Source organism: Pseudomonas sp. GW821-FHT11D10, assembly GCF_058808435.1.
Genome location: NZ_JBXARR010000005.1, coordinates 175,404 through 197,655 on the forward strand (window position 1 = coordinate 175,404; position 22,252 = coordinate 197,655).

At 58.4% G+C, this 22,252-nt stretch carries 16 protein-coding genes; 6 read left to right on the top strand and 10 right to left on the bottom strand.

What is annotated here, in order from left to right; translation table 11 throughout:
- Positions 1 to 159: 159 nt before the first annotated feature.
- From AC1RT4_RS17275 to AC1RT4_RS17285, 3 genes are all read left to right on the top strand, one after another.
- Positions 160 to 2,175 (top strand): type VI secretion system Vgr family protein, encoded by a 2,016-nt coding sequence (locus AC1RT4_RS17275; protein WP_493086538.1) that lies wholly within the window; start codon positions 160 to 162, stop codon positions 2,173 to 2,175.
- A complete protein-coding gene (locus AC1RT4_RS17280) occupies positions 2,165 to 2,872 on the top strand; it encodes a DUF4123 domain-containing protein (protein WP_493086540.1) in 708 nt (235 codons plus the stop codon). The genes AC1RT4_RS17275 and AC1RT4_RS17280 overlap by 11 nt, the downstream gene beginning before the upstream one ends.
- A 331-nt stretch (positions 2,873 to 3,203) precedes the next feature.
- Positions 3,204 to 3,524 carry a hypothetical protein gene (locus tag AC1RT4_RS17285; protein ID WP_085608455.1) on the top strand — a complete coding sequence of 107 codons (321 nt, stop codon included), beginning with the start codon at positions 3,204 to 3,206 and terminating at the stop codon, positions 3,522 to 3,524.
- Between the two features lie 240 nt (positions 3,525 to 3,764).
- On the opposite strand, the gene AC1RT4_RS17290 is transcribed toward AC1RT4_RS17285, so the two are convergent.
- The 5 genes from AC1RT4_RS17290 to AC1RT4_RS17310 form a co-directional block, all read right to left on the bottom strand.
- Positions 3,765 to 4,628, bottom strand: a complete 864-nt coding sequence (locus tag AC1RT4_RS17290) for a DUF4231 domain-containing protein (protein WP_493086542.1) — start codon at positions 4,626 to 4,628, stop codon at positions 3,765 to 3,767.
- A 10-nt stretch (positions 4,629 to 4,638) separates the two neighbouring features.
- The gene (locus tag AC1RT4_RS17295; protein ID WP_493086544.1) at positions 4,639 to 5,109 is read right to left on the bottom strand and encodes a TIR domain-containing protein; all 471 of its coding nucleotides are present in this window, start codon (positions 5,107 to 5,109) and stop codon (positions 4,639 to 4,641) included.
- A gap of 29 nt (positions 5,110 to 5,138) precedes the next feature.
- Positions 5,139 to 5,693, bottom strand: a complete 555-nt coding sequence (locus AC1RT4_RS17300; RefSeq protein ID WP_493086546.1) for a toll/interleukin-1 receptor domain-containing protein — start codon at positions 5,691 to 5,693, stop codon at positions 5,139 to 5,141.
- Positions 5,686 to 6,960 carry a tetratricopeptide repeat-containing protein gene (locus tag AC1RT4_RS17305; protein WP_493086548.1) on the bottom strand — a complete coding sequence of 425 codons (1,275 nt, stop codon included), beginning with the start codon at positions 6,958 to 6,960 and terminating at the stop codon, positions 5,686 to 5,688. The genes AC1RT4_RS17300 and AC1RT4_RS17305 overlap by 8 nt, the downstream gene beginning before the upstream one ends.
- Positions 6,961 to 7,045: 85 nt before the next feature.
- The gene (locus AC1RT4_RS17310) at positions 7,046 to 7,462 is read right to left on the bottom strand and encodes a TIR domain-containing protein (protein WP_493086550.1); all 417 of its coding nucleotides are present in this window, start codon (positions 7,460 to 7,462) and stop codon (positions 7,046 to 7,048) included.
- A 568-nt stretch (positions 7,463 to 8,030) separates the two neighbouring features.
- On the opposite strand from AC1RT4_RS17310, the gene AC1RT4_RS17315 reads away from it, so the two are divergent.
- Entirely contained in the window at positions 8,031 to 8,870 is an 840-nt protein-coding gene (locus tag AC1RT4_RS17315) for a 23S rRNA (adenine(2030)-N(6))-methyltransferase RlmJ (protein WP_007952304.1), read from the top strand.
- A gap of 49 nt (positions 8,871 to 8,919) precedes the next feature.
- Here the strand turns inward: AC1RT4_RS17315 and msrA are convergent, their stop codons facing one another.
- From msrA to aceE, 5 genes are all read right to left on the bottom strand, one after another.
- Positions 8,920 to 9,585 carry a peptide-methionine (S)-S-oxide reductase MsrA gene (msrA, locus tag AC1RT4_RS17320; RefSeq protein WP_007952303.1) on the bottom strand — a complete coding sequence of 222 codons (666 nt, stop codon included), beginning with the start codon at positions 9,583 to 9,585 and terminating at the stop codon, positions 8,920 to 8,922.
- 105 nt (positions 9,586 to 9,690) lie between these two features.
- Positions 9,691 to 12,387, bottom strand: a complete 2,697-nt coding sequence (locus tag AC1RT4_RS17325; protein WP_493086552.1) for a putative bifunctional diguanylate cyclase/phosphodiesterase — start codon at positions 12,385 to 12,387, stop codon at positions 9,691 to 9,693.
- Positions 12,388 to 12,625: 238 nt separating this feature from the next.
- Complete coding sequence (locus tag AC1RT4_RS17330; RefSeq protein WP_493086830.1) at positions 12,626 to 14,023, bottom strand: alkaline phosphatase D family protein; 1,398 nt, start codon at positions 14,021 to 14,023, stop codon at positions 12,626 to 12,628.
- Positions 14,024 to 14,300: 277 nt separating this feature from the next.
- Positions 14,301 to 16,265, bottom strand: coding sequence for a dihydrolipoyllysine-residue acetyltransferase (aceF, locus tag AC1RT4_RS17335; RefSeq protein ID WP_493086554.1), 1,965 nt, complete (start codon positions 16,263 to 16,265; stop codon positions 14,301 to 14,303).
- Positions 16,266 to 16,276: 11 nt separating this feature from the next.
- Entirely contained in the window at positions 16,277 to 18,922 is a 2,646-nt protein-coding gene (gene aceE / locus AC1RT4_RS17340) for a pyruvate dehydrogenase (acetyl-transferring), homodimeric type (RefSeq protein WP_007952295.1), read from the bottom strand.
- A gap of 262 nt (positions 18,923 to 19,184) precedes the next feature.
- Here aceE and AC1RT4_RS17345 point away from each other — a divergent pair, with 262 nt between their 5' ends.
- Entirely contained in the window at positions 19,185 to 19,310 is a 126-nt protein-coding gene (locus tag AC1RT4_RS17345; RefSeq protein WP_255261909.1) for a hypothetical protein, read from the top strand.
- A complete protein-coding gene (glnE, locus tag AC1RT4_RS17350; protein WP_493086556.1) occupies positions 19,307 to 22,246 on the top strand; it encodes a bifunctional [glutamate--ammonia ligase]-adenylyl-L-tyrosine phosphorylase/[glutamate--ammonia-ligase] adenylyltransferase in 2,940 nt (979 codons plus the stop codon). The genes AC1RT4_RS17345 and glnE overlap by 4 nt, the downstream gene beginning before the upstream one ends.
- The last annotated feature ends 6 nt before the right edge of the window (positions 22,247 to 22,252 follow it).

Consider the following 22,252-nt stretch of genomic DNA (forward strand, 5'->3'; position numbering starts at 1 on the left):
TGCGATTTTTCTGAAGGCAAAGTCTGTAGTCGAATGCGCCAATTCTTGAAGGGGAGATCGAATTTTCAAGTAGGGGAAATCTGATTTTTCAGTCACCCAACCTGCACCCCTTGCCCCTCATGCAGAATCGCCCGCCCTCAATCTGCAGAGAGACATCGGATGTTCGCGCCTGCCAATCAACCGCGTTTCACGTTGACCGTCGAAGGCGCCCAGTTTGACCTCAAAGTCCTTGAGTTCACGGGCAAGGAAGCCATCAGCCAACCTTTCTGCTTCGACCTGGAGCTGGTCAGTGAGCGGCCGGATCTGGATCTGGAAAGCCTGCTGCATTGTCAGGCGTTTCTGAGTCTTGATGAAGACGGTTCCGGTATCCACGGTCAGATCTATCGGGTCGGGCAGGGGGATTCCGGCAAGCGTCTGACCCGCTACCACGTCAGTCTTGTTCCGCGTCTGGCCTATCTTGGTCACCGGATCAATCAGCGAATTTTCCAGCACCAAAGCGTGCCGCAGATCGTGACGCAGATCCTCAAGGATCACGCGATCCTGCGCGACGCCTTCGAATTTCGCCTCGGCAGCGATTACCCGCCGCGTGAATACTGTGTGCAGTACGCCGAGAGCGATCTGGCGTTCATCCAGCGCCTGTGTGCCGAAGTGGGCATTCATTTCCACTTTCAGCACAGCCCGGACGGGCATTTGTTGGTGTTCGGCGACGATCAAACGGTATTCCCGCGTCTGGCGGAGCCGACGCTGTACCTGCCGGGCAGCGGCATGGCTGCGGCGGCACCGGCGATCAAGCGTTTCACCGTTCGGGTGGAAACCCGCACCAGTGTGGTCACCCGACGTGATTACGATTTCAGCAAACCCCGGCTGGCGCTGCAAAGTCGCGCCGAAAGCGAACAGCGCCCTGTGCTGGAGGATTACCACTTTCCCGGCCAGTTCACCGAGCGCGAAACCGGCAAGCAACTGGCCCAGCGCACGCTTGAGCGGCATGTCGCCGACTATCGTCAGGCCGAGGGGCGCAGCGATCAATCTGCCTTGGTCAGTGGACATTTCCTGCAACTGACCGAGCATCCGCGCCAGGATTTGAATGACCTCTGGCTGCTGACCGCAATCGAGCACCATGGCCGACAGCCGCAAGTGCTGGAGGAATCGGTAACCAGCGATGGCGACGAATTCCGGGGTTACCGTAATACCTTTCTCGCCACGCCGTGGGACGTGTTCTTCCGCCCGCCGATGGGTCCGGAAAAACCACGAATGCTTGGCTATCAACCGGCCGTGGTCACCGGCCCGCAAGACAGTGAAATCCATTGCGACGAGTACGGTCGGGTCAAGGTGCAAATGGCCTGGGATCGCGACGGTGAGCTCAATGAGCATTCCAGCTGCTGGCTGCGGGTTGCCAGCGGCTGGGCTCATGACCGTTATGGCAGCGTGCTGATCCCGCGGGTCGGCATGGAAGTGCTGGTGGGTTTCATCGATTCCGATGCCGACAAGCCGCTGGTCATGGGTTGCCTGCCGAACGCGGCGACGCCGGTGCCGCTGGACCTGCCGGCCGACAAGACCCGGAGTATTTTCCGCAGCCAGAGTAGTCCCGGCGGTGGCGGTTACAACGAATTGCGCATCGAGGATCGCAAGGGCGCCGAGGAAATCTACCTGCGGGCCCAGCGAAACTGGACGCAGCATGTGTTGAATGATCAGCAGGTACAGGTGGATAACCAGCGCAGTGTTGTCGTGACTGGCCTCGCTAAACACGAACTGAAGGCCGACGAGCAGCGCATCACCCACGGTCAGCGTCAGACCGAGGTAAAGCAGGATGATCACCTCACGGTGACCGGCGACCGGCACATCCGCGTGAGCAATCAGGCGATCAACGCCAGTGCTCAATTCCACGTCAGCGCCGGCCAGCAAGTGGTGATTGACGGTGGCGCCAGCGCGACAATTCAGGCGGGCGGGCAGTGGATCAACATCGGCCCGGGCGGGATTTTCAGCAGTGTGCCGATTGTGGTGGGTGGTGCGCCGATGGCGGCGATAAGTGCGGCGCCGACAGTGCCGGGGTTGCCGGAGAAACTGGTGGCGGCACCGGCAGCGATTCTGACTGCCGCGCAAATCATGAGCCTTAAAGGAGACGCTCCATTCTGCGAAGAATGCGAGCGCTGCAAGGACGGTGTCTGTGCAGCCTGATCAATGGTTGAAGGATGAGCCGCTGAAACCGTCGGAGCAGTTGTTCGCGGTTTTCAGTTGTGCGAGTGCGGTGGATCCGCTGAAAGCATGGCCGTCGAATGCGCAGATGCCGAAACCGGTCTGGGCGGAAACAATCTATGCCGAGTGGGATGCGGTGATGCCCTACGTGGGAATCGTCGACGTAGGCAGTGAGTTTCTGGATTGGGTGGCGACCACGGAGTCTCGTGACTGGGGTTGGCTGGCGGTTTCTTCGGCGGGGTTTGAGGCGGTGGTCGAGCATTTTCGCAGTCTGACCCAGGTGCTGATGCCGGACGGGAAAGCGGTGTTCTTTCGTTTTTGGGATGGGCGGTTTCTGTTGCCGATCCTTGTGTCGTCCGAGGTGGATGCCGGGCAATTGCTGCCGGTCCTTACGCGAGGCTTGATCAACGGTCAGGCCGTCGAGATCGGGGGCAGGGCGCGGGTCTCGAATCGGGAATTTCCTTGGTGGTCGGTGCCGGAAAAGCTGCTGGCGCAATTCGGTAGTGATGCCCGAATCAACAATGCCTTGCAGTGGTTGAGCGAGGAGCAACCGGCGTTGTTTGAGACGTTTCCCACCGATGTTTTGCGCTGCAAGGTTGTCAGGTTCTTTGCGGTTTCAGCGTCAGACGAATCGTCGGCTTCGGCATTGCTGGACTATTTGCGGGACGAGTCAGAGTGAAATTTCCGGGCAAAGGCTTCGGACGTTTCCTGCGAGTTGCGGCGGTTTGCGTGAACTGGTGGGCGCGGTGGTGCGGGGATAGGCTTTGGTTGTCTCCGCAAGTGTGGAGACAGGGCGTAGGAGCCCTGATTTCAGAGCAGTGCATAAGCGTCGTTGCCCGATTTGCGGCAGTCTTCACGCGACCGTAAGATCCTTTGCGGCGGTTATGCGCGGGCACGCTTCGGCGTGGCTGAGTGCTCTGGTCTCAGTCCTCCTACCCCGCGCATGGCTGCCACCCAATCCTGTAGGAGGGAAACGGTGTGCGCCTCTTTCACTACCAGAGGATTAAACAATGAGCACGCTTCATCCAGATCCACCCTACGAACCATTCATCCCTCACCCCAACAACCGCCTCATGGCGCTGACCAGTAACTGCAACGACATGCCCACCCTGTTCATCGACACCCACGCCCCGCTCGACATCCTGATGGATGCCGCCAACTACCGAATCCGCGCCGTGATCCAGGTCCTGGAAAACATGTGCATGCGCGGCTCGGTCGAGTGCGACTCGGTCATCCTCAGCGACTTCGCCCAGCTCTGCGTGATTCCGTTGCGTGATGGCTGTGATGTGCTGGATGTGATTGGCAAACGCCTACACGCCATACCGTCCTGACTCGATCGTTCCCACGCTCTGCGTGGGAATGCAGCCCGTGACGCTCCGCGTCACATGAGGGTATTAGCCACAACTGCGGTGGACGCCGGGAACGCGGAGCGTCCCTGGAGACCTTCCCACGCAGAGCGTGGGAAGGTTTCGTCGTCTCTGAGATTGATATTTCCGATTTTTATGCGCGCACGACCCCAAGCTGCAACGATTGCTCTTCGTAGAAGTCGATGGCGTAAAAAAAGGTGAATATTAGCTGTCCTTTCTAGCTACCCACTGAGTGTGCTCTCGGGAAAAAGCGTTTTCAGCGTCGCCAACAAACAGTGAAAAACTCACTTCGTCCATTTCTTGGTGCGACTGTTCTCGAATGATCCCTATTTCGTGGGCTGTAAGAGCATACGATGCGGAAAGCTCTGAAAAGCGCTTCGCCTGCATCCAGCTTAAGAGGCTGGCAGCGATGGCAACAAATACATCTGTCGGCCAATACGAGGCATTGGGATACGCAACTTTCGCGACTCCGACTATCACCGCCACTGTGTTCACGACGACTAGCAATGTGAATGCCCACCAAGATGCCTTGGCGTTAAATCTGGCTTTCTTCGCGTACCAGCTCAACTGATCAGTGATTCGCTCTGATGAGTACGTAGATTGCCGCTCTGGCAGGTTTTGGGAGCGCAAACGTTTCATGACGTCTGATATAGGCGGCTCTTCCAGGTGTGTGGTGAGCTTGTCCGCCACATCTCTGTTCTGGATAACTACTGCTCTGAGCTTGCGTTGAAATAGTGCTGATGAAACCGCATCCTCAAGCTGAAAAGGCTCGGCCCGAGAGACGTATCGCCATGTGATGGTCTTGATTGATTCAGCAACTGCTCGACCGGAATACCAAAGCCGATCTGGCCTTTTGGTGAATAGGTAAATCGAACAGAACAATGCGCCCAAGAGGACTAATACTTGAGCAAAGGCGACCCCCCAGTGCGGAACGCTTCCCACTGAAAGTGCAGCTGCAATTACCAACAAAAAAAGATGAGTGCTCAATGCACGAAAGAATTTGATTTGGGACTCTTTCGAAAGCTGGTCCGCGGCCTGGTAGAGACCTGGGAAGTCCTTTTCCTGCATTAAATTACCCTCAACCATATAGATTGGTGTAGAAATCGTCTTTGTAATAACGCCAGCCAGTGTCTTTCATCACGAAATTTTCGAGTGCGTAGGCGATTATTTTTGCAGAGAATGGAACAAAAATGGCGCCTACTGATTGTAGTGACTCGGGGCACGTATCAGGGTTCATTATTCTGCTACCGTCGAGATTGATGCAGATGATTCTGCACCCTTTCTCGATTGCTACATCTATTTCCCAACCAACATATCTATGCTTGGACTTCGTGTCTTTTCCAATCAGAACTGCGAACGTCCCAGCCATGTCGATCCGCTCACGGCACTTTTTCTTGATGTATTGTTCATTTTCTGAGTTTACCTCTTCGCCGAGCTGACAATTCGTGAAATCGAAATCAATGTGCTCGCTGGCCTTCCAAGCCAACATCATCCAAAACATTTTGATATCTGTACTGCTAAAACTCACAAACGTCCTAGGCAACCCCACGGCGCGCCTCCTAATCAATTAAAAGAAAATCAGTTGCGCGCAAGCCACTCTTGAAGCGTACAGGCGGTGTTTTCTTCTTGGTTCCACACCATCCATAGAGCCTTTGGCTGTCCGACCATCGGTCCCCACACAACCCGGTCGTAGGCTTCCAGGTATTCCTGATGGAGCCAAGAGGTCTTCAAAGCATCTTCAACACTTGGGAATACTAATGTGTTTCTTGTGTGCTTATAACCATCTGAAAGCCCTAACTCCCAGGGCACCCATTTACTGTCCTTGATATTCTCAGTAACGAAAACGATGAACTTCTTACACTTCTGAATGCGCGAGCGAAGCTGCATCGCCACTTCGCGACCAGAGTGAGAGGCCAAGGTCGGATCTTTTGTATCAACGTAAACCTGAGCACCATGCCCTTCAAGAATCATAATTACTGCGGGAACCAACTCATTGTCCTTCGACGAGTGAGATAGAAAGGTCAGTCCGTCAGGGGCTCGACGTTGCGCAGCGTAGAGTTTTTCGTTGTACGCATTGCGTCCAATACTGTTTCGAAATCGATCAGTATCATCACGCGTAAGATAGTCAGGCATTTTCAGCTCTCTGGTTCTTCATCGACAATATTTCGGCTTTGCTACGATCAAACGTTTCCTCCTCCCATTTGGCGCTGACGGCTCCACGGAAGTGATTTTCGTTTTTTTCGGCCTGCTCGATATTGCCAAGTGCCAGTAATGCATTTGACAGGGTTGCGTAAACCCAACGTTTATCTGGGCGGTCGTAAAAATCCTCGGTTGCAACAACTTTTTGAAGAGCTTCAACGATAGCAACGCGTGCTTTGTGGGCGCTCATAAAGTCGTATTTGGTTTCATCTGCGTCATTTTGGATGAGCGCACGATACTCAAGGCAGAGCGCGAGATTCTCTCCGGTGTAGTAATCCCGGCGAACTTCATATCCTCTCCCGTAGTACCTGATCGCCAAATCGAGATAATGGCGTTCTTTGGTCAGCGACCAAAGCCGCTTGCGGATAGCGCCTGCGATACCAAGGGTCTCTGGATCATTCGACCCTGCAGGGTTAAGTACATCAAGGATTCGACCGGCTTCAAGTAGTGCATCCACCTCGGAGGGAATCATCGCCTTGTAGGTGGTCAGTGCCAATTTTTGAATGATGTCCGGTTCGCCTGGCTTCATCGCCTCGGCAGCAGCGAATGCTTTGCTGGCGCCTGCATGGTCGCTGGCCTTGAGGAGCCGCTCACCCTCGTGCATATGTTGAAACAGCTTCTGTTGTGCAGCTTCTGCCTCATCCAGCAACTCAGCGTATTGCTCGTCGGTCAGCTTCGGCTGCTGAAGCTTTGGTAGATAGGTGTACACAGGGCTATCGGGTCGCCCAGAAGTAAGTGATGCAGCGATTAGCTCCTCAAGAGCTGGTACCGCCCTTTTTACTTCGCGCGCTCCAATGTCTTCCCCGAAGTGGGAGTACTTGAAAGTGCTGGTGTGATTGAGGTCAAAGTACAGCTTACCTTTGTCCTCAGTCATGATTATCGTTGAGTTCGGGCGAAGAGCGTGTCGAACACCTAGCTCGTAAACAGCGTTTACGTTACCGGTGGAAATATCCGCGATCACAAGATCCGCTCGAAGAAGCTGATCGTACATCTCTACGTCAATCACGCCGGAATGCACGATCTCGTCAGCACGTATGCAACGGAGCCCCTGGTTGGTGACTGCGGGCTCGATGATAGCTTCGTACGTTGCGTTGAGATCTAGCGTCCTGCCGGTCTCAAAATCCGTTTTTTTCCCGAACCCCATCACCACAAAGCACACTTTTCGTGTGTCTTTTTCATCGGCCACCGGTGCTTTCGACATCGATATTTGCTCACCCAGCCACATAGGTGCTGCCCACCTAACTACGGCGGGCGTGCCGACTATGCTGGCGTCCGTCAGTCAATAATTAATAGTCGTTCTTGGCTTCGTCTAAAGCGTCAACGATGCGATCCCGCGTAAAACTGGTTGCCCACGCGGTACCCACGCCAAGGAGGCCTGGAGGAGTTGCATTACTCTTTTCTATTTTGACTGCAGCAAGTTTGAGCTTGGTATCAGCCTGTTTGGCGCGCTCGATTTCCCATGTGATCCAATCGCTCTCATGGCTTTTCGCTCCAACGATGACCAAAATGTGAGTCGCGTCTTTCATCATTTTGGTGAGTGATGCCTTGATTACGGGAGCATCAGTACTGTTAATCGGTACGTTGGGACCGCGGCTATCGACTTCAAAATCGAATTTGTCATTCGCGTCCCAAGCCTGTAACAGCCGTTTGTAGGCCGCATCTTCAGAATGGTCGTAGCTGATGAAAACCTTGTGTTTTGCCATTTGCGATCCCTCCTTAGTGATTAGTTTATGCACAGCGATGAGCTGACAATCACAAGCCTGAATGCTCGGCTCTCCGATCGAATGTGTATCAAAAGACTTCTACGTAGAGAGTTCGGTTTTTCAACCTACAAAGCAGCTTGTCTCCAGCTTTCAACCAAATTTACAGGCGAGCGAAAAAATCGTTGTTTCGCTAGGCTGCCGTGTTGGATCCAAAATGTTAAGGCCACAAAAGCTAGCTCATTGCCATCACGATGTCTAGCCCTCAAATTTGTATTCATTTCAGTTATAGCAACCGCGGAAATATCATCCTCAAACTCCCCAAAGATAGGATTGGGCATAATAGGTCTGAAGCTAGTGCTGAGCCTGACGAAACCGATATGGTCCCTTCGATATAAAATCTACTAAAGACACAGATCCTCCCGCTCAACCGAAGCTCCATTCAGATGGGCGAATGAGTTGCCAATAATGGCACTCGTGTTATTGCTGACAGGCTTTCGCCCACTCAGCCCCCAACCCCTGACTTGCCGCCCGGTAAAAGGTAAACTTCACGGCCCTCGCAGGAGCAGCCATGAATTATCGTCACGCCTTCCATGCCGGCAATCACGCCGATGTGTTCAAACACCTGACCTTGACCCGCCTCATCGCCCTGATGTCGCGCAAGGAGCAGCCGTTTGCCTATCTCGACAGCCACGCCGGCATCGGTCTGTATGACCTGCAGGGCGATCAGGCCAACCGTACCGGCGAGTACCTGGAAGGCATCGCGCGCTTGTGGGATCAGCCGGATCTGCCGGCGCTGACCGCGGACTACATGAAAGTGCTGCACGAGATGAACCCGGACGGTCAGTTGCGTTATTACCCGGGCTCGCCGGAGCTGGCGCGGCGTCTGACCCGGCCGCAGGATCGGGTGATGCTCAACGAGAAGCATCCTGAAGACGGCGTCCTGCTCAAGGACAACATGGCCGGCGATCGTCGGGTGAAGGTGCATCTGGGCGAGGGCTGGCATGTCGCCCGCGCGATGTTGCCGGTGCAGGAGAAGCGCGCGGTGATGTTGATTGATCCGCCGTTCGAACAGCTCGATGAAATGCAGCGTTGTGCGGCGTCGATGAAAGAAGCCATTGGCCGGATGCGCCAGACCGTGGCGGCAATCTGGTATCCGGTGAAGGATCAGCGCGCATTGCGTCGTTTCTATCAGGATCTGGCCGGCACCGGTGCGCCGAAGTTGCTGCGGGTCGAGCTGCTGGTGCATCCGCTGGACACGCCGAACAGTCTGAACGGCTCTGGTCTGGCGATTGCCAATCCGCCGTGGGGGCTGGAGGAAGAATTGCGTGAGCTGCTGCCGTGGCTGTCCAAGAAACTTGGGCAGACCCAGGGTGGGTGGCAGATGGACTGGTTGATCGCCGAGAGCTGATCAACCGTCAATCGCTCCCGCACATAGCGCGGGAGCGATCAGGGCGGACTTAGTTACCCGCCAGACTCGGTGGCATGCAAACGCCGGTGCCGCCAATCCCGCAGTAGCCTTCCGGATTTTTCGCCAGGTACTGCTGGTGATAGGTCTCGGCGAAGTAAACGGTCGGCGCCTGTTCAATCTCGGTGCTGATTTCACCCAGACCCGCTTTCGACAGCTCAGCCTGATAGACAGCCTTGCTCTTCAGCGCCGCATCCAGTTGCTCCGGATGGGTCGCGTAGATCACCGAACGGTACTGAGTGCCGATGTCATTGCCCTGGCGCATGCCCTGCGTCGGGTTGTGCAATTCCCAGAACATCGCCAGCAGCTCTTCGTAGCTGACCTTGGCCTTGTCATACACCACCAGCACCACTTCGGCGTGGCCGGTCAGGCCCGAGCAGACTTCTTCGTAGGTCGGGTTCGGCGTGTAACCGCCAGCGTAGCCGACCACGGTGCTGACCACGCCTTCGCGCTGCCAGAAGCGGCGTTCCGCACCCCAGAAGCAACCCAGACCGAAAATCGCGAAGTCGACATCTTCGAAAAACGGGCCGAGCAGCGGCGTGTCTTCGAACACGAAATGCTTTTCAGGCAGGGTCATTGCGGTTTCGCGGCCAGGCAGAGCTTGTTCTTTAGTCGGTAGCACGTTTTTGTTCACCAGAATTTCCGAGCGCAGAACCATGATCGTTCCTCTCAGTCAGGATGGGATGTAAAAAGTCTGACCGCCAGTGTGCCCAATGATGCCCGGTTAATCACTAGGCAAAATGTGCGGGTACTGCCTTGGGATTTACAGGCAGAGCGGGCCGCGCGGGTAGCGCTTGAGCGCCTGGATCAGCTCGCCGCCCGGAATCGGCCGGTCGAACAGGTAGCCCTGGCCGACGTCGCAGCGGTGCCGGCGCAGGAACGCCAGCTGCTCGGCGGTCTCGATGCCTTCGGCCACGACCTTGAGTTTCAGGTTGTGGGCCATGGCGATCACGGCGGAGGTGATTTCCATGTCGTCCTGGTTGTCCGGGATTTCATGGATGAAGCTGCGATCGATCTTGATGATGTCGATCGGGAATTTTTTCAGGTAGCTGAGCGACGAATAACCGGTGCCGAAGTCGTCCATCGCCAGGGTCAGGCCCAGACGCTTGAGCTGGTCGAGCTGCAAGTGGGTGTCTTCGGTGGCTTCCAGCAGCAGGCCTTCGGTCAGCTCCAGTTCCAGCAGATTGGCCGGCAGGGCTTCTTCCTTGAGGATGTTGGCGATCGAGGCCACCAGATCCGGGTCGGAGAACTGCTTGGGCGACAGGTTGATCGCCACTTGCAGGTTGCCCATGCCGGCGGCGGTCAGCGCTTTGCTCATGCGGCAGGCCTGGCGGGCGATCCACTTGCCGATCGGAATAATCAGGCCGGTTTCCTCGGCGACGCTGATGAATTGGTCCGGGCGGATCATGCCGCGCTCCGGGTGGTTCCAGCGCAGCAGCGCTTCCATGCCCAGCAGGCGACCGCTGCGCAGGCACAGCTTCGGCTGATAAAACACGTCCAGTTCATTCTGGGTCAGGGCGCGGCGCAGGTTGTTCTCGACGAACAGTTTGTAGCTGGCCTCGGCGTTCAGCGCTTCGGTGAACACCTGGACCTGATGTTTGCCGTTGGCCTTGGCCTTGTGCAGGGCGAGGCCGGCGTTGCGCATCAGGGTCTGCGGGTCGCGGCCGTGTAGCGGCGCGCAGGCCAGGCCCACGGAGCCGGTGACGCTGATCAACTGGTTGTCGACGAACATCGGTTTGTCGAGGGTCATCAGCAGCTGGCTGGCGATCTGTTGGCCGGCTTCGAGGTCGGTGTTGTCGAGCAGCACCGCGAATTCGTTACTGGCGAACCGCGCCAGACTGCCGCTCGGGCTCAGGCTGTTGCGCAGGCGCCGGGCCAGGCTGATCAACAGTTTGTCGCCGGTCTGGTGACCGAGGCTGTCGTTGATCCGCTTGAAGTTGTCGATGTCCACCAGCAGCAGGCTGATCGGGGTATCGCTATCTCGGGCGAAGCGTTCATCCAGGTTGCGGATAAATGCAGGCCGGTTGCCGAGGTTGGTCAGGTTGTCGGTATACGCCAGGCGCTCGATGCGTTGCTGCGCCAGTTTGGTCTGGGTGATGTCTTCGTAGATGCCGATGTAGTGCGTCAGCTCACGGTTGTCGCCGTAGACCTTGGAAATCGACAACTGGCCCCAGTAGGGTTCGAGGTTCTTGCGGCGGCTCTTGAATTCGCCCTGCCAGCTGTTGCTCTTGGCCAGCGCCGACGGCGCGTCGAACAGCAGCTCGCTGAGGTTTTCCAGGGCCGGCAGCTCCGACAGGCGCTGGCCGTGGACTTCCTCGGTGGTGTACTGGGTGATCGCGGTGAAGCTCGGGTTGACGTACTCGACCACGCCGTCGCAGTTGACCAGCAAAAAGGCGTTGGCGCTTTGCTCGACCGCGCGCTGGAACAGGTGCAGGGCGCTGGTGGCGGTGCGGCGGTTGTGATTGTTGATGACCTGGGCGAACTGGTCGGCCAGTTCACCGGCAAAGGCGATTTCGTCGGACTGCCAGGCGCGGGTGACGCCGGTCTGCTCCAGGCACAACACGCCGACCACCTGGCCGTCGACGCGGATGCTGGCGTCGAGCATGGCGTTGACGTCACGCGGGCGCAGGGCTTCGGCCATTTCCCGGGTACGCGGGTCGCGCATCGCGTTGTGCGCGTCGATGGCGCGGCTGCCGTGCAGTGCGTCCATGTAATCGGGGAAGCCGCTGACGTCGATCACGTCCGGCAGGATGTATTCCTGGGTGGCGCGGTGGTACGCCGAGATCGGCACCAGCTTCTGGCCTTCGAGGTTCCACAGGCTGGCGCAGTCGATTTCGTAGATATCGCATGCGCAGCGGGTGATCAGCTCGGCGGCTTCCTGCAGGGAGTTCTGGCTGCTGTAGCGCTGGCGGGCCAGCAACAGGATCAGATCCTGTTGGGCGCGCACACGTTCCAGATGTTGCAGTTGTTCCTGCTGGGCACGTTGATTGAGCTCAAGGGCGATTTGCAGGCGTGAATTCTGGGTTTCCAGGTCGACGGACGGCAGCGGTGGTGCTTCGTCGAATACGTTGTCGACCGCCAGCAGGTAACCGCGCAGCAAGTGGCGGTTGTGCTGTTTGTAGGCTTCACCGAGTTCAAGAATGCTCAGCGCGCCGGCGGCGGTGTGCAGGGTGTAGCGCACCAGATAATGCGGGCTGTCGCCGAGTTGTTGCTGGATCGCATCGTGCAGTTGATAGCGCGCTTCGGGTTCCATCAGGCTGGCGTAGGGCGAGCCGACCAGGGCGCAGAGTTCGACGGCGGGCTGGCCGAACTGGCGTTCGCAGTTGGGATCGAGAAACAGCATCGCCCAGCTGGCTTCATTCAGGCGCTCGAAACGCAGCATGCCGAGCCGCGAGGGCACAGGCAACTGCGTCACTACCTCGGCCACCATACGGCTGGCGGCATCGGGTTGGCTCTTCATGAAGGGAACTCGCTTGGAAATTTGCTGAACGCGCCGGGCTCTCGCCCTCTTTACTGTTGCCTGCGGCAAGGTTGCATCATTGCGGCACCGACTGACAAGAGACATGAAGGCCAAGTGCTATAAGAATATGTCGGCTGCAGTGAACATTTCTCCAGCACTTGCCGGAAACTAATGCTATTAAGCGCGGAGATGGCCGTTCCAGAGCCTTCGGGCATCCGGAACGGTCGTGCCGCTGAATTCATCGCAACGGAATATCGATGGATTGCAGGTGCCTGCCATCCCGGTCGTGATAGTTGACCTGGATCCTCCCGGCCTCGACCACCATGTGCGCGAAGTTGTCCTGGCTGATGACCTGGCTGGTCAGTTCGTGCTGGTATGCGCCTGCCTCGGTCTGCGCCAGCGGCTGATCGAGCCTGAACGTCGCGGCGGTGGCGTAGGGCAGCAATTTGCTGTTGCTCAGCGGCGAAGACACGACGGTGTGTACTTCAAAGTCCGGGTCTTCGCTGTGGCTCAGGCGACTGGTCAGCGAACCATGCACATCGCCGGAAATGAACACGACGTTCTTGAGTCGATGCAGGCGGATGGTTTCCAGAAGGCGCAGGCGCTGTTCGGGGAAGCCCGCCCAGGCATCATTGCCGTTCATTTTGCGGTCGGGGTAGAACATGACGCTGGTGACCACGAATTTGACCCGTGCCGTGCTTTCGACCAGCCACGTGCACAAGGCCTGTTCCTGTTCTTCATCGAGGATGCGGCGGTTGTCGTTCGACAAGTTGCGGCGAGTTCGACTGTCCGTCACAAACCATTCGATATCGCCGTCGCTGAATTGATACCAGTAGTGCTTCAGTGAAGTGCGGTCGATTGTGCCGTTAGTTGTTGTTGAGCAGATCGGGCTATGACTTGCTTGATAGATTTCGTAAGCCGCCATTGCGTTTCGAAACATTATGTTGTCGGACTTTCCGGCGTTCATTGGCCAGTTATCTTCAATTTCGTGATCATCAAGGATCATGTAAGTCGAAGTGCCGGACATCAGTCGTCGAATGTTAGGCAGGGAAAACGCCACACGATACTTTGCAATGATGTCTTCATAGTCGCGGTCCGGGGCGAACAAGTTCAGATCGTCGGCGTAGATCTGATCGCCACACATCATGATTGCGCTGATCGCCGGTTGTGCGCCTTCGATCAATTGACTGATCGAAGCGAAAATCCGGTCACCCAGATGCGGGAGTGACGGGATGCCGGCGGTCAGGCGCAGGTAGCGACAGGAGCCGAGGATGTAGGCGTGCGGCTGCAAGGACTGGCTGCTGCGGGTGCGCAGGCGATAGATCTCCCGTGGCCATTGCAGCGGCAGCTCCGCCACGCTGTGAATGGTATGGACGGGACTCATCGGGCTGAACCAGCCGGCCTGGTATTCGTAGTCGGTGTCGGCTTGCAAATGGTCGAGTACCAGAACTTCAGTCATGTCGCGAGTTGAATCAAGTTTTACAAACTGGCCCGGTTGCCATTGTTTTGAATCCAATATCCGATAGCGAATGCCGGCAAATACGGCCGCGTTATGTTGCAGTCCGCCGCGAATAAAGATCCGCGCCTGATTAGTTGTTGTGTGGCCAACGATCGGGCCGACAGTAGGTTTCAGCATGTTCGAATCCATTCGAATAAGTGTTGGTGAGTAATAAAGTTGCTTGGCTTGTCGGTGCAACTTTGATGCGCCAAGGTTAGTTGTCTGTCGCTGAAAAATATCGACAGGAAGTGGACTAAGGTCGTGGCCTATATCAGCGCAAGTTGTGGGAAAAGTGCAGGTTACAGTTATTTCAGGCAAAAAAAGCCCCGCCAAACTGACGGGGTTGAGGTACGAGCGTGTGGCGCTCGAAAACGTGGAACACGGTCGGCCCTCCGTTGCCGGAGGGCCGAGCGCTTTACAGCAGGATGGTGCGGATGTCCGCCAGCAGGTCGCTCAGACGCTTGGTGAAGCGTGCAGCAGCGGCGCCGTTGATCACACGGTGATCGTAGGACAGCGACAGAGGCAGCATCAGTTTCGGCTGGAAGGCTTTGCCGTCCCAGACTGGCTGGATGGTTGCCTTGGAAACACCGAGGATCGCCACTTCCGGCGCGTTGACGATCGGCGTGAAGCCGGTGCCGCCAATGTGGCCGAGGCTGGAAATGGTGAAGCATGCGCCTTGCATCTCGTCCGACGAGAGCTTCTTGGTCCGGGCTTTTTCAGCCAGGGAAGCGGCCTCGGCGGCCAGTTGCAGCAGGCTCTTCTGGTCGACGTTCTTGATGACCGGTACGAGCAGGCCATCCGGGGTGTCGACGGCGAAGCCGATGTTCACGTATTTCTTGCGGATGATCGCCTTGCCGCTTGGTGCCAGCGAGCTGTTGAAGTCCGGCAGTTCCTTGAGCAGGTGTGCGCAGGACTTGAGCAGCAGCGGCAGGATGGTCAGCTTGACGCCGGCCTTCTCTGCGACAGCTTTCTGTGCGGTGCGGAACGCTTCCAGCTCGGTGATATCCGCCGAGTCGAATTGCGTTACGTGCGGCACGTTCAGCCAGCTGCGGTGCAGGTTGGCAGCACCGACCTGCATCAGGCGGGTCATCGGCACTTCTTCGATTTCGCCGAAACGGCTGAAGTCGACGACCGGAATCGGCGGGATGCCCGCGCCACCGGTTGCGCCAGCAGCAGCGGCCGGTGCTTCCTTGGCCTTCTGCATCATGGCTTTGACGTAAACCTGCACATCTTCTTTCAGGATGCGACCGTGCGGACCGCTGGCGCCGACAGCGCTCAGCTCGACGCCGAATTCGCGAGCCAGTTGACGCACGGCAGGGCCGGCGTGAACTTTCGCACCAGGCTTGGCTGGAGCGGCGGCCGGAGCGGCAGCAGCAGGTGCAGCGGCAGCCGGAGCAGCAGCGGCCGGCGCCGGAGCGCTCGGAGCAGCAGCGGCAGCTGGAGCCGGGGCAGCAGCCGGAGCGGCGCCTTTGACTTTCAGCTTGAGGATCAGGTCGCCGGTGCCGACTTCATCGTCCAGCTTGATGGAAACGCTTTCCACCACGCCAGCGGCAGGCGACGGGATTTCCATGCTCGCCTTGTCGGATTCCAGGGTGATCAGCGACTGGTCGGCTTCAACGCTGTCGCCAGCCTTGACCAGTACTTCGATGATCTTGGCCTTGCCGGCCGAACCGATGTCCGGAACGTGGATGTCCTGAACGCTGTCGGCAACCGGTGCGGCTGGCGCGGCGGCAGGCGCCGGTGCAGCGGCAGCGGCCGGAGCAGCAGCCTGGGCCGGAGCGGCAGCAGCAGGGGCCGCAGCACCCGCCACTTCCAGATCCAGGATCAGGTCGCCAGTGCCGACTTCGTCGTTCAACTTGACGCTGATGGCCTTGACCACGCCAGCGGCAGGCGACGGGATTTCCATGCTCGCCTTGTCGGATTCCAGGGTGATCAGCGACTGATCAGCCTCGACGGTGTCGCCGACCTTGACCTGGATCTCGATGATCTGGGCCTTGCCCGACGAACCGATGTCCGGCACGTGCACTTGCTGAACCGAAGCGGCAGCCGGAGCTGCGACTGGTGCAGCCGGTGCAGGAGCGGCAGCCGGTGCAGCTTCAGCCTTGGCGGCAGGCGCAGCAGCCGGAGCAGGGGCCGCTTGCGCGGCGCCCTCGACTTCCAGTTCCAGCAGTTCGTCGCCTTCTTTCAGGCGATCGCCCAGCTTCACTTTCAGGCTCTTGATGACGCCGGCCTTCGGGGCCGGCACTTCCATGCTGGCCTTGTCCGATTCCAGAGTCAGGATGCTCTGGTCGGCTTCGATACGGTCGCCGACCTTCACAAACAGTTCGATTACTTCACCTTCACCGCTGCCGATGTCAGGTACGCGAATGAGTTCGCTCACAGAGTTTCTCCTCAGCAGTCCAGTGGGTTGCGTTTTTCCGGGTCGATGCCGAACTTGGTAATGGCCTCGGCCACGACTTTAGGTTCGATATCACCACGGTCAGCCAGTGCTTCCAGGGCTGCCAACACCACGAAATGACGGTCGACTTCGAAGAAATGACGCAGTTTCTTGCGGCTGTCGCTGCGGCCGAAACCGTCGGTGCCCAGGACTTTGAATTCCTTGGACGGTACCCACTGACGGATCTGCTCGGCGAACAGTTTCATGTAGTCGGTAGAAGCGATGACCGGACCCTTGCGGCCGCTCAGGCATTCTTCGACGTAGCTGCGCTGAGGCTTCTGGCCAGGTTTCAGACGGTTGCTGCGCTCTACGGCCAGGCCGTCGCGACGCAGTTCGTTGAAGCTGGTGACGCTCCACACATCGGCGCCGATGTTGAACTCTTCACGCAGGATCTTCGCCGCTTCACGGACTTCACGCAGGATGGTGCCGGAGCCCATCAGCTGTACGTGGTGCGCCGCATCGCGGGTGTCTTCTTCCAGCAGGTACATGCCTTTCTTGATGCCTTCTTCGGCACCGGCCGGCATGGCTGGCTGCTGGTAGGACTCGTTCATCACGGTGATGTAATAGAAGATGTCCTGTTGCTCTTCGGTCATCTTCTTCATGCCGTCCTGAATGATCACCGCCAGCTCGTAGCCGTAGGTCGGATCGTAGGTGCGGCAGTTCGGGATGGTGGCAGCCAGCAGGTGGCTGTGACCGTCTTCGTGCTGCAGGCCTTCACCGTTCAGGGTGGTACGGCCGGCGGTGCCGCCGATCAGGAAGCCACGGGTACGGCTGTCGCCGGCAGCCCAGGCCAGATCGCCGATACGCTGGAAGCCGAACATCGAGTAGAAGATGTAGAACGGCAGCATTGGCTGGTTGTGGCTGGAGTACGAAGTACCGGCCGCGATGAAGGAGCTCATGGCGCCTGCTTCGTTGATGCCTTCTTCAAGGATCTGACCTTTCTGGTCTTCCTTGTAGAACATCACCTGGTCTTTATCGACTGGCTCGTAGAGCTGGCCGACGGACGAGTAGATGCCCAGCTGACGGAACATGCCTTCCATACCGAAGGTACGGGCTTCGTCCGGGATGATCGGAACGATGCGCGGGCCGATTTCCTTGTCCTTGACCAGTTGCGCGAGGATCCGCACGAAGGCCATGGTGGTGGAAATTTCACGGTCGCCGGAACCGTCGAGGATTGCCTTGAGGGTGTCCAGATCCGGAGTCGGTACGCTGAAGCTTTGTGCGCGACGCTGAGGCACGAAACCGCCCAGTGCAGAGCGACGCTCGGCCAGGTAACGGGCTTCGGCGCTGTTTGGCTCCGGCTTGAAGAACGGCAGGTTTTCCAGCTCTTCGTCTTTCACCGGAATGTCGAAGCGGTCGCGGAACAGCTTCAGGCTGTCGACGTCGACTTTCTTGGTGTTGTGCGCGGTGTTCTTCGCTTCGCCCGCACCGGTACCGTAACCCTTGATGGTCTTGGCCAGGATGACGGTCGGTTGTTCTTTGTGGTTGACCGCTTCGTGGTACGCCGCGTAGACCTTGTACGGGTCGTGGCCGCCACGGTTGAGTTTCCAGATCTCGTCGTCGGACAGATCAGCAACCATCGCCTTGAGTTCAGGCGTGTTGAAGAAGTGTTCACGAACGAACGCGCCGTCTTTGGCTTTGTAGTTCTGGTACTCGCCGTCGATGACTTCGTCCATGCGGCGTTGCAGGATGCCGTCGACGTCCTTGGCCAGCAGTGGGTCCCAGAAACGGCCCCAGATGACTTTGGTCACGTTCCACTGAGCACCGCGGAACACGCCTTCGAGTTCCTGGATGATCTTGCCGTTGCCGCGAACCGGGCCGTCGAGGCGCTGCAGGTTGCAGTTGATGACGAAGATCAGGTTGTCCAGCTTCTCGCGGCCGGCCAGGGAGATGGCGCCCAGGGATTCCGGCTCGTCGCACTCGCCGTCGCCCAGGAAGCACCAGACTTTCTGTTTGCCCGGCTGGATGAAACCGCGGTGTTCCAGGTACTTCATGAAGCGAGCCTGGTAGATCGCCTGGATCGGGCCCAGACCCATCGAAACGGTCGGGAACTGCCAGAAGTCAGGCATCAGCCAAGGGTGCGGGTAGGACGACAGGCCCTGACCGTCGACTTCCTGGCGGAAGTTGTTCATCTGGTCTTCGGTGATGCGGCCTTCCATGAACGCACGGGCGTAAACGCCTGGCGAGGTGTGGCCCTGGAAGTAGATCAGGTCGCCGCCGTGTTCGTCGGTCGGGGCCTGGAAGAAGTAGTTGAAGCCGATGTCGTACAGGGTCGCACTGGAAGCGAAGCTGGAGATGTGACCACCCAGGTCAGAATCTTTCAGGTTCGTACGCATTACCATGGCCATCGCGTTCCAGCGTACCAGCGAGCGAATGCGGCGTTCCATGAACAGGTCGCCAGGCATGCGTGCTTCGTGGGTAACGGGGATCGTGTTGCGGTAAGGCGTGGTGATGGCGTAAGGGAGCTGCGAACCGCTGCGGGTTGCCAGTTCACCCATACGGGTCATCAGATAGTGAGCACGGTCTTCGCCTTCTTTGTCGAGAACCGATTCCAGGGCGTCCAGCCATTCCTGGGTTTCGACGGGATCGAGGTCTTGCATGGCTTGCTCCAGGGCGGAAAGGCTTCCAGAATCGGTTGCCTGAGTTTGCGACTGGCCTTGTGGGCAGACGATTTAAAATTCTTGGATTGCCGACAGGTTGTTCCGGCGGCGTGTAGTTTTACTACAAATCATCCGGCATTTCAGCCTTTCGAATGTATAGACGAGTAGTAAAACTACAGATGAAAGGCTTGTGGCCTCCGACTGCGTTGTGAGAATAATCGTTAAGGTTGGTCTTTAGCCATCCGAAAAAGGTGAAAGTTTGATGCTGGCTGCCAAAGAAAAAGAAATTTCAGCTATTTCTCACTTTTGTTCGACAGTCCTTCGCGTAGCGGTTTTTCAATCATCACTACAAGCGGCCATTTACACGCCGATCAAGGATAGACCATGACCCTGCCCGCGCTTGCCGAACTGCCCGCCATTCTCCTGCCGTTGGTCAGCCGATCGGAGCAGTCGTTCCGTGCGGCCGTCGCGCAACTGGAAGACGATCACGGCTTCTCGTCCTGGACGCCGGAACGCTGGGCGCAGTTCGCCCGCGTCAGCGCCGCCAGCGATTTCGTCATTGAACAGAGCGTTCGTGACCCTTCGATGTTGTTGTCGCTGGTGCAGTCCGGCGAGCTGGACCGGCCGTTCGCCAAAGGTGAGTTGTGCGCGCAGATCGCCGCCGCCGTCAGCCTCGCCCAGACCGAAGATGAGCTGGGCCGGGCCCTGCGTCGCCAGCGCACCCGGCATCAGGTGCGGATCATCTGGCGCGACCTCAACCGCCAGGCCGATCTGGTGCAAACCTGCCGCGACCTCTCGGACATGGCCGATGCCAGCATCGATCAGGCCTATCAATGGTTGTACCGCCGCCATTGCGACCAGTTCGGCACACCGACCGGCCGACGCAGCGGCGAACCACAGCAAATGGTCATCCTCGGCATGGGCAAGCTCGGCGCGGTGGAGCTGAACCTGTCTTCGGACATCGACCTGATCTTCGCCTACCCCGAGGGCGGCGAAACAGTCGGCGTGAAGCGCCCGCTGGATAACCAGGAATTTTTCATCCGCCTCGGCCAGCGCCTGATCAAGGCCCTTGACCCGATCACCGTCGACGGCTTCGTATTCCGCGTCGACATGCGTCTGCGCCCGTACGGCTCGTCCGGCGCGCTGGTGCTGAGCTTCAATGCGCTGGAGCAGTATTACCAGGATCAGGGCCGCGACTGGGAACGCTACGCGATGATCAAGTCGCGGGTGGTGGCTGGCGATCAGGTGGCGGGCGAGCAGTTGCAGGAAATGCTGCGACCATTCGTTTACCGGCGCTATCTGGACTTCTCGGCGATCGAAGCGCTGCGCACCATGAAGCAACTGATCCAGCAGGAAGTGCGGCGCAAAGGCATGGCCGACAACATCAAGCTGGGCTCCGGCGGCATTCGTGAAGTCGAGTTCATCGCTCAGGCCTTTCAACTGATTCACGGCGGTCGCGACCTGAGTCTGCAACAGCGCCCTCTATTAAAGGTGTTGAGCACGCTTGAAGGGCAGGGCTATCTGCCGCCGGCGGTGATCAGCGAACTGCGCGAAGGTTACGAATTTTTGCGTTACACCGAACACGCGATCCAGGCGATTGCCGACCGTCAGACCCAGATGCTGCCGGACAGCGCTCAGGATCAGGCGCGTATCGCATTCATGCTCGGTTTCGCCGACTGGGAGGCGTTCCACGAGAAGCTGATGTTCTGGCGCGGCCGCGTGGCCTGGCACTTCGCGCAAGTGATCGCCGATCCTGATGAGGACGAAGGCGTCGAGAGCGAAGTGGTGGTCGGTGGTGAATGGCTGCCGCTGTGGGAAGAGGCTCAGGACGAAGAGGCCGCCTGTCGCCAGTTGGAAGAGGGCGGTTTCGCTGACGCGACCAAGGCCTTGAAGACATTGGCGAGTCTGCGTGCCAGCCCGCAGTTGCGGGCGATGCAGCGTCTGGGGCGCGAACGTCTCGATGCCTTTATTCCGCGCCTGCTCGCCCAGGCGGTGGAGCATGAAAATCCCGATCTGGTGCTTGAGCGCGTTCTGCCGCTGGTCGAAGCGGTGGCTCGGCGTTCGGCTTATCTGGTGCTGCTGACCGAAAACCCCGGCGCACTGCGTCGCTTGTTGACGTTGTGCGCCGCCAGCCCGTGGATCGCCGAGCAGATCACCCGTTTCCCGCTGTTGCTCGATGAATTGCTCAACGAAGGCCGGCTGTTCAAGCCGCCGCTGGCGCCGGAACTGGCCGCCGAGTTGCGCGAGCGCCTGACGCGGATTCCGGAAGACGACCTCGAACAACAGATGGAAGCCCTGCGCCATTTCAAACTGGCGCACCGCTTGCGCGTCGCCGCGTCGGAAATCGCCGGCAGCCTGCCGTTGATGAAAGTCAGCGATTACCTGACCTGGCTGGCCGAAGCGATTCTTGAGCAAGTGCTGGCCCTGGCCTGGCGCCAGACCGTGGCCAAGTACGGCACGCCGCTGCGCACCGATGGCACGCTGTGCGATCCCGGCTTCATCATTGTCGGTTATGGGAAAGTCGGCGGGATCGAGTTGGGGCATGGTTCGGACCTGGATCTGGTGTTCATTCACGATGGCGATCAGCAGGCCGAAACCGATGGCCCGAAACCCATCGACGGCACGCAATTCTTCACCCGGCTCGGCCAGCGGATCATTCACTTGCTGACGGCGCAGACCAACTCCGGTCAGCTGTACGAAGTGGACATGCGCCTGCGACCGTCCGGTGCGTCCGGGCTGCTGGTCAGTTCGCTCGGCGCGTTTGCGCGCTATCAGGAAAACGAAGCCTGGACCTGGGAACATCAGGCCCTGGTGCGGGCGCGGGTGCTGGTGGGCAGCAAGGATGTCGGCCAGGCCTTCGAGAACGTCCGGGCCCAGGTGCTGGGCAAAGTGCGGGATCTGGCAAAACTGCAACAGGACGTGAGCGAGATGCGCGCCAAGATGCGCGACAACCTCGGCAGCAAGAGCACCGCCGCCGGTACCGGGGCGAATGCCTTCGAGGCCACGGCGCCGTTCGACCTCAAGCAGGACGCCGGAGGTATCGTCGATATTGAATTTATGGTGCAATACGCGGCTCTGGCGTGGTCGCAAACCCACCCGCCGTTGCTGCGCTGGACGGACAATATCCGCATTCTGGAAGAGCTGGAGCACGAAGGGCTGATGCCTGCCGAAGACGCCAGCCTGTTGCGCGAGGCCTACAAGGCCTATCGTTCCGCCGCCCACCGGCAGGCCTTGCAGAAGGACGCCGGGGTGATACCGGGCGATCAGTTCGCGGACGAACGGCGGCAGGTGATGCGGATCTGGCGTGAGCTGGGGCTAAGCTGATTCTCG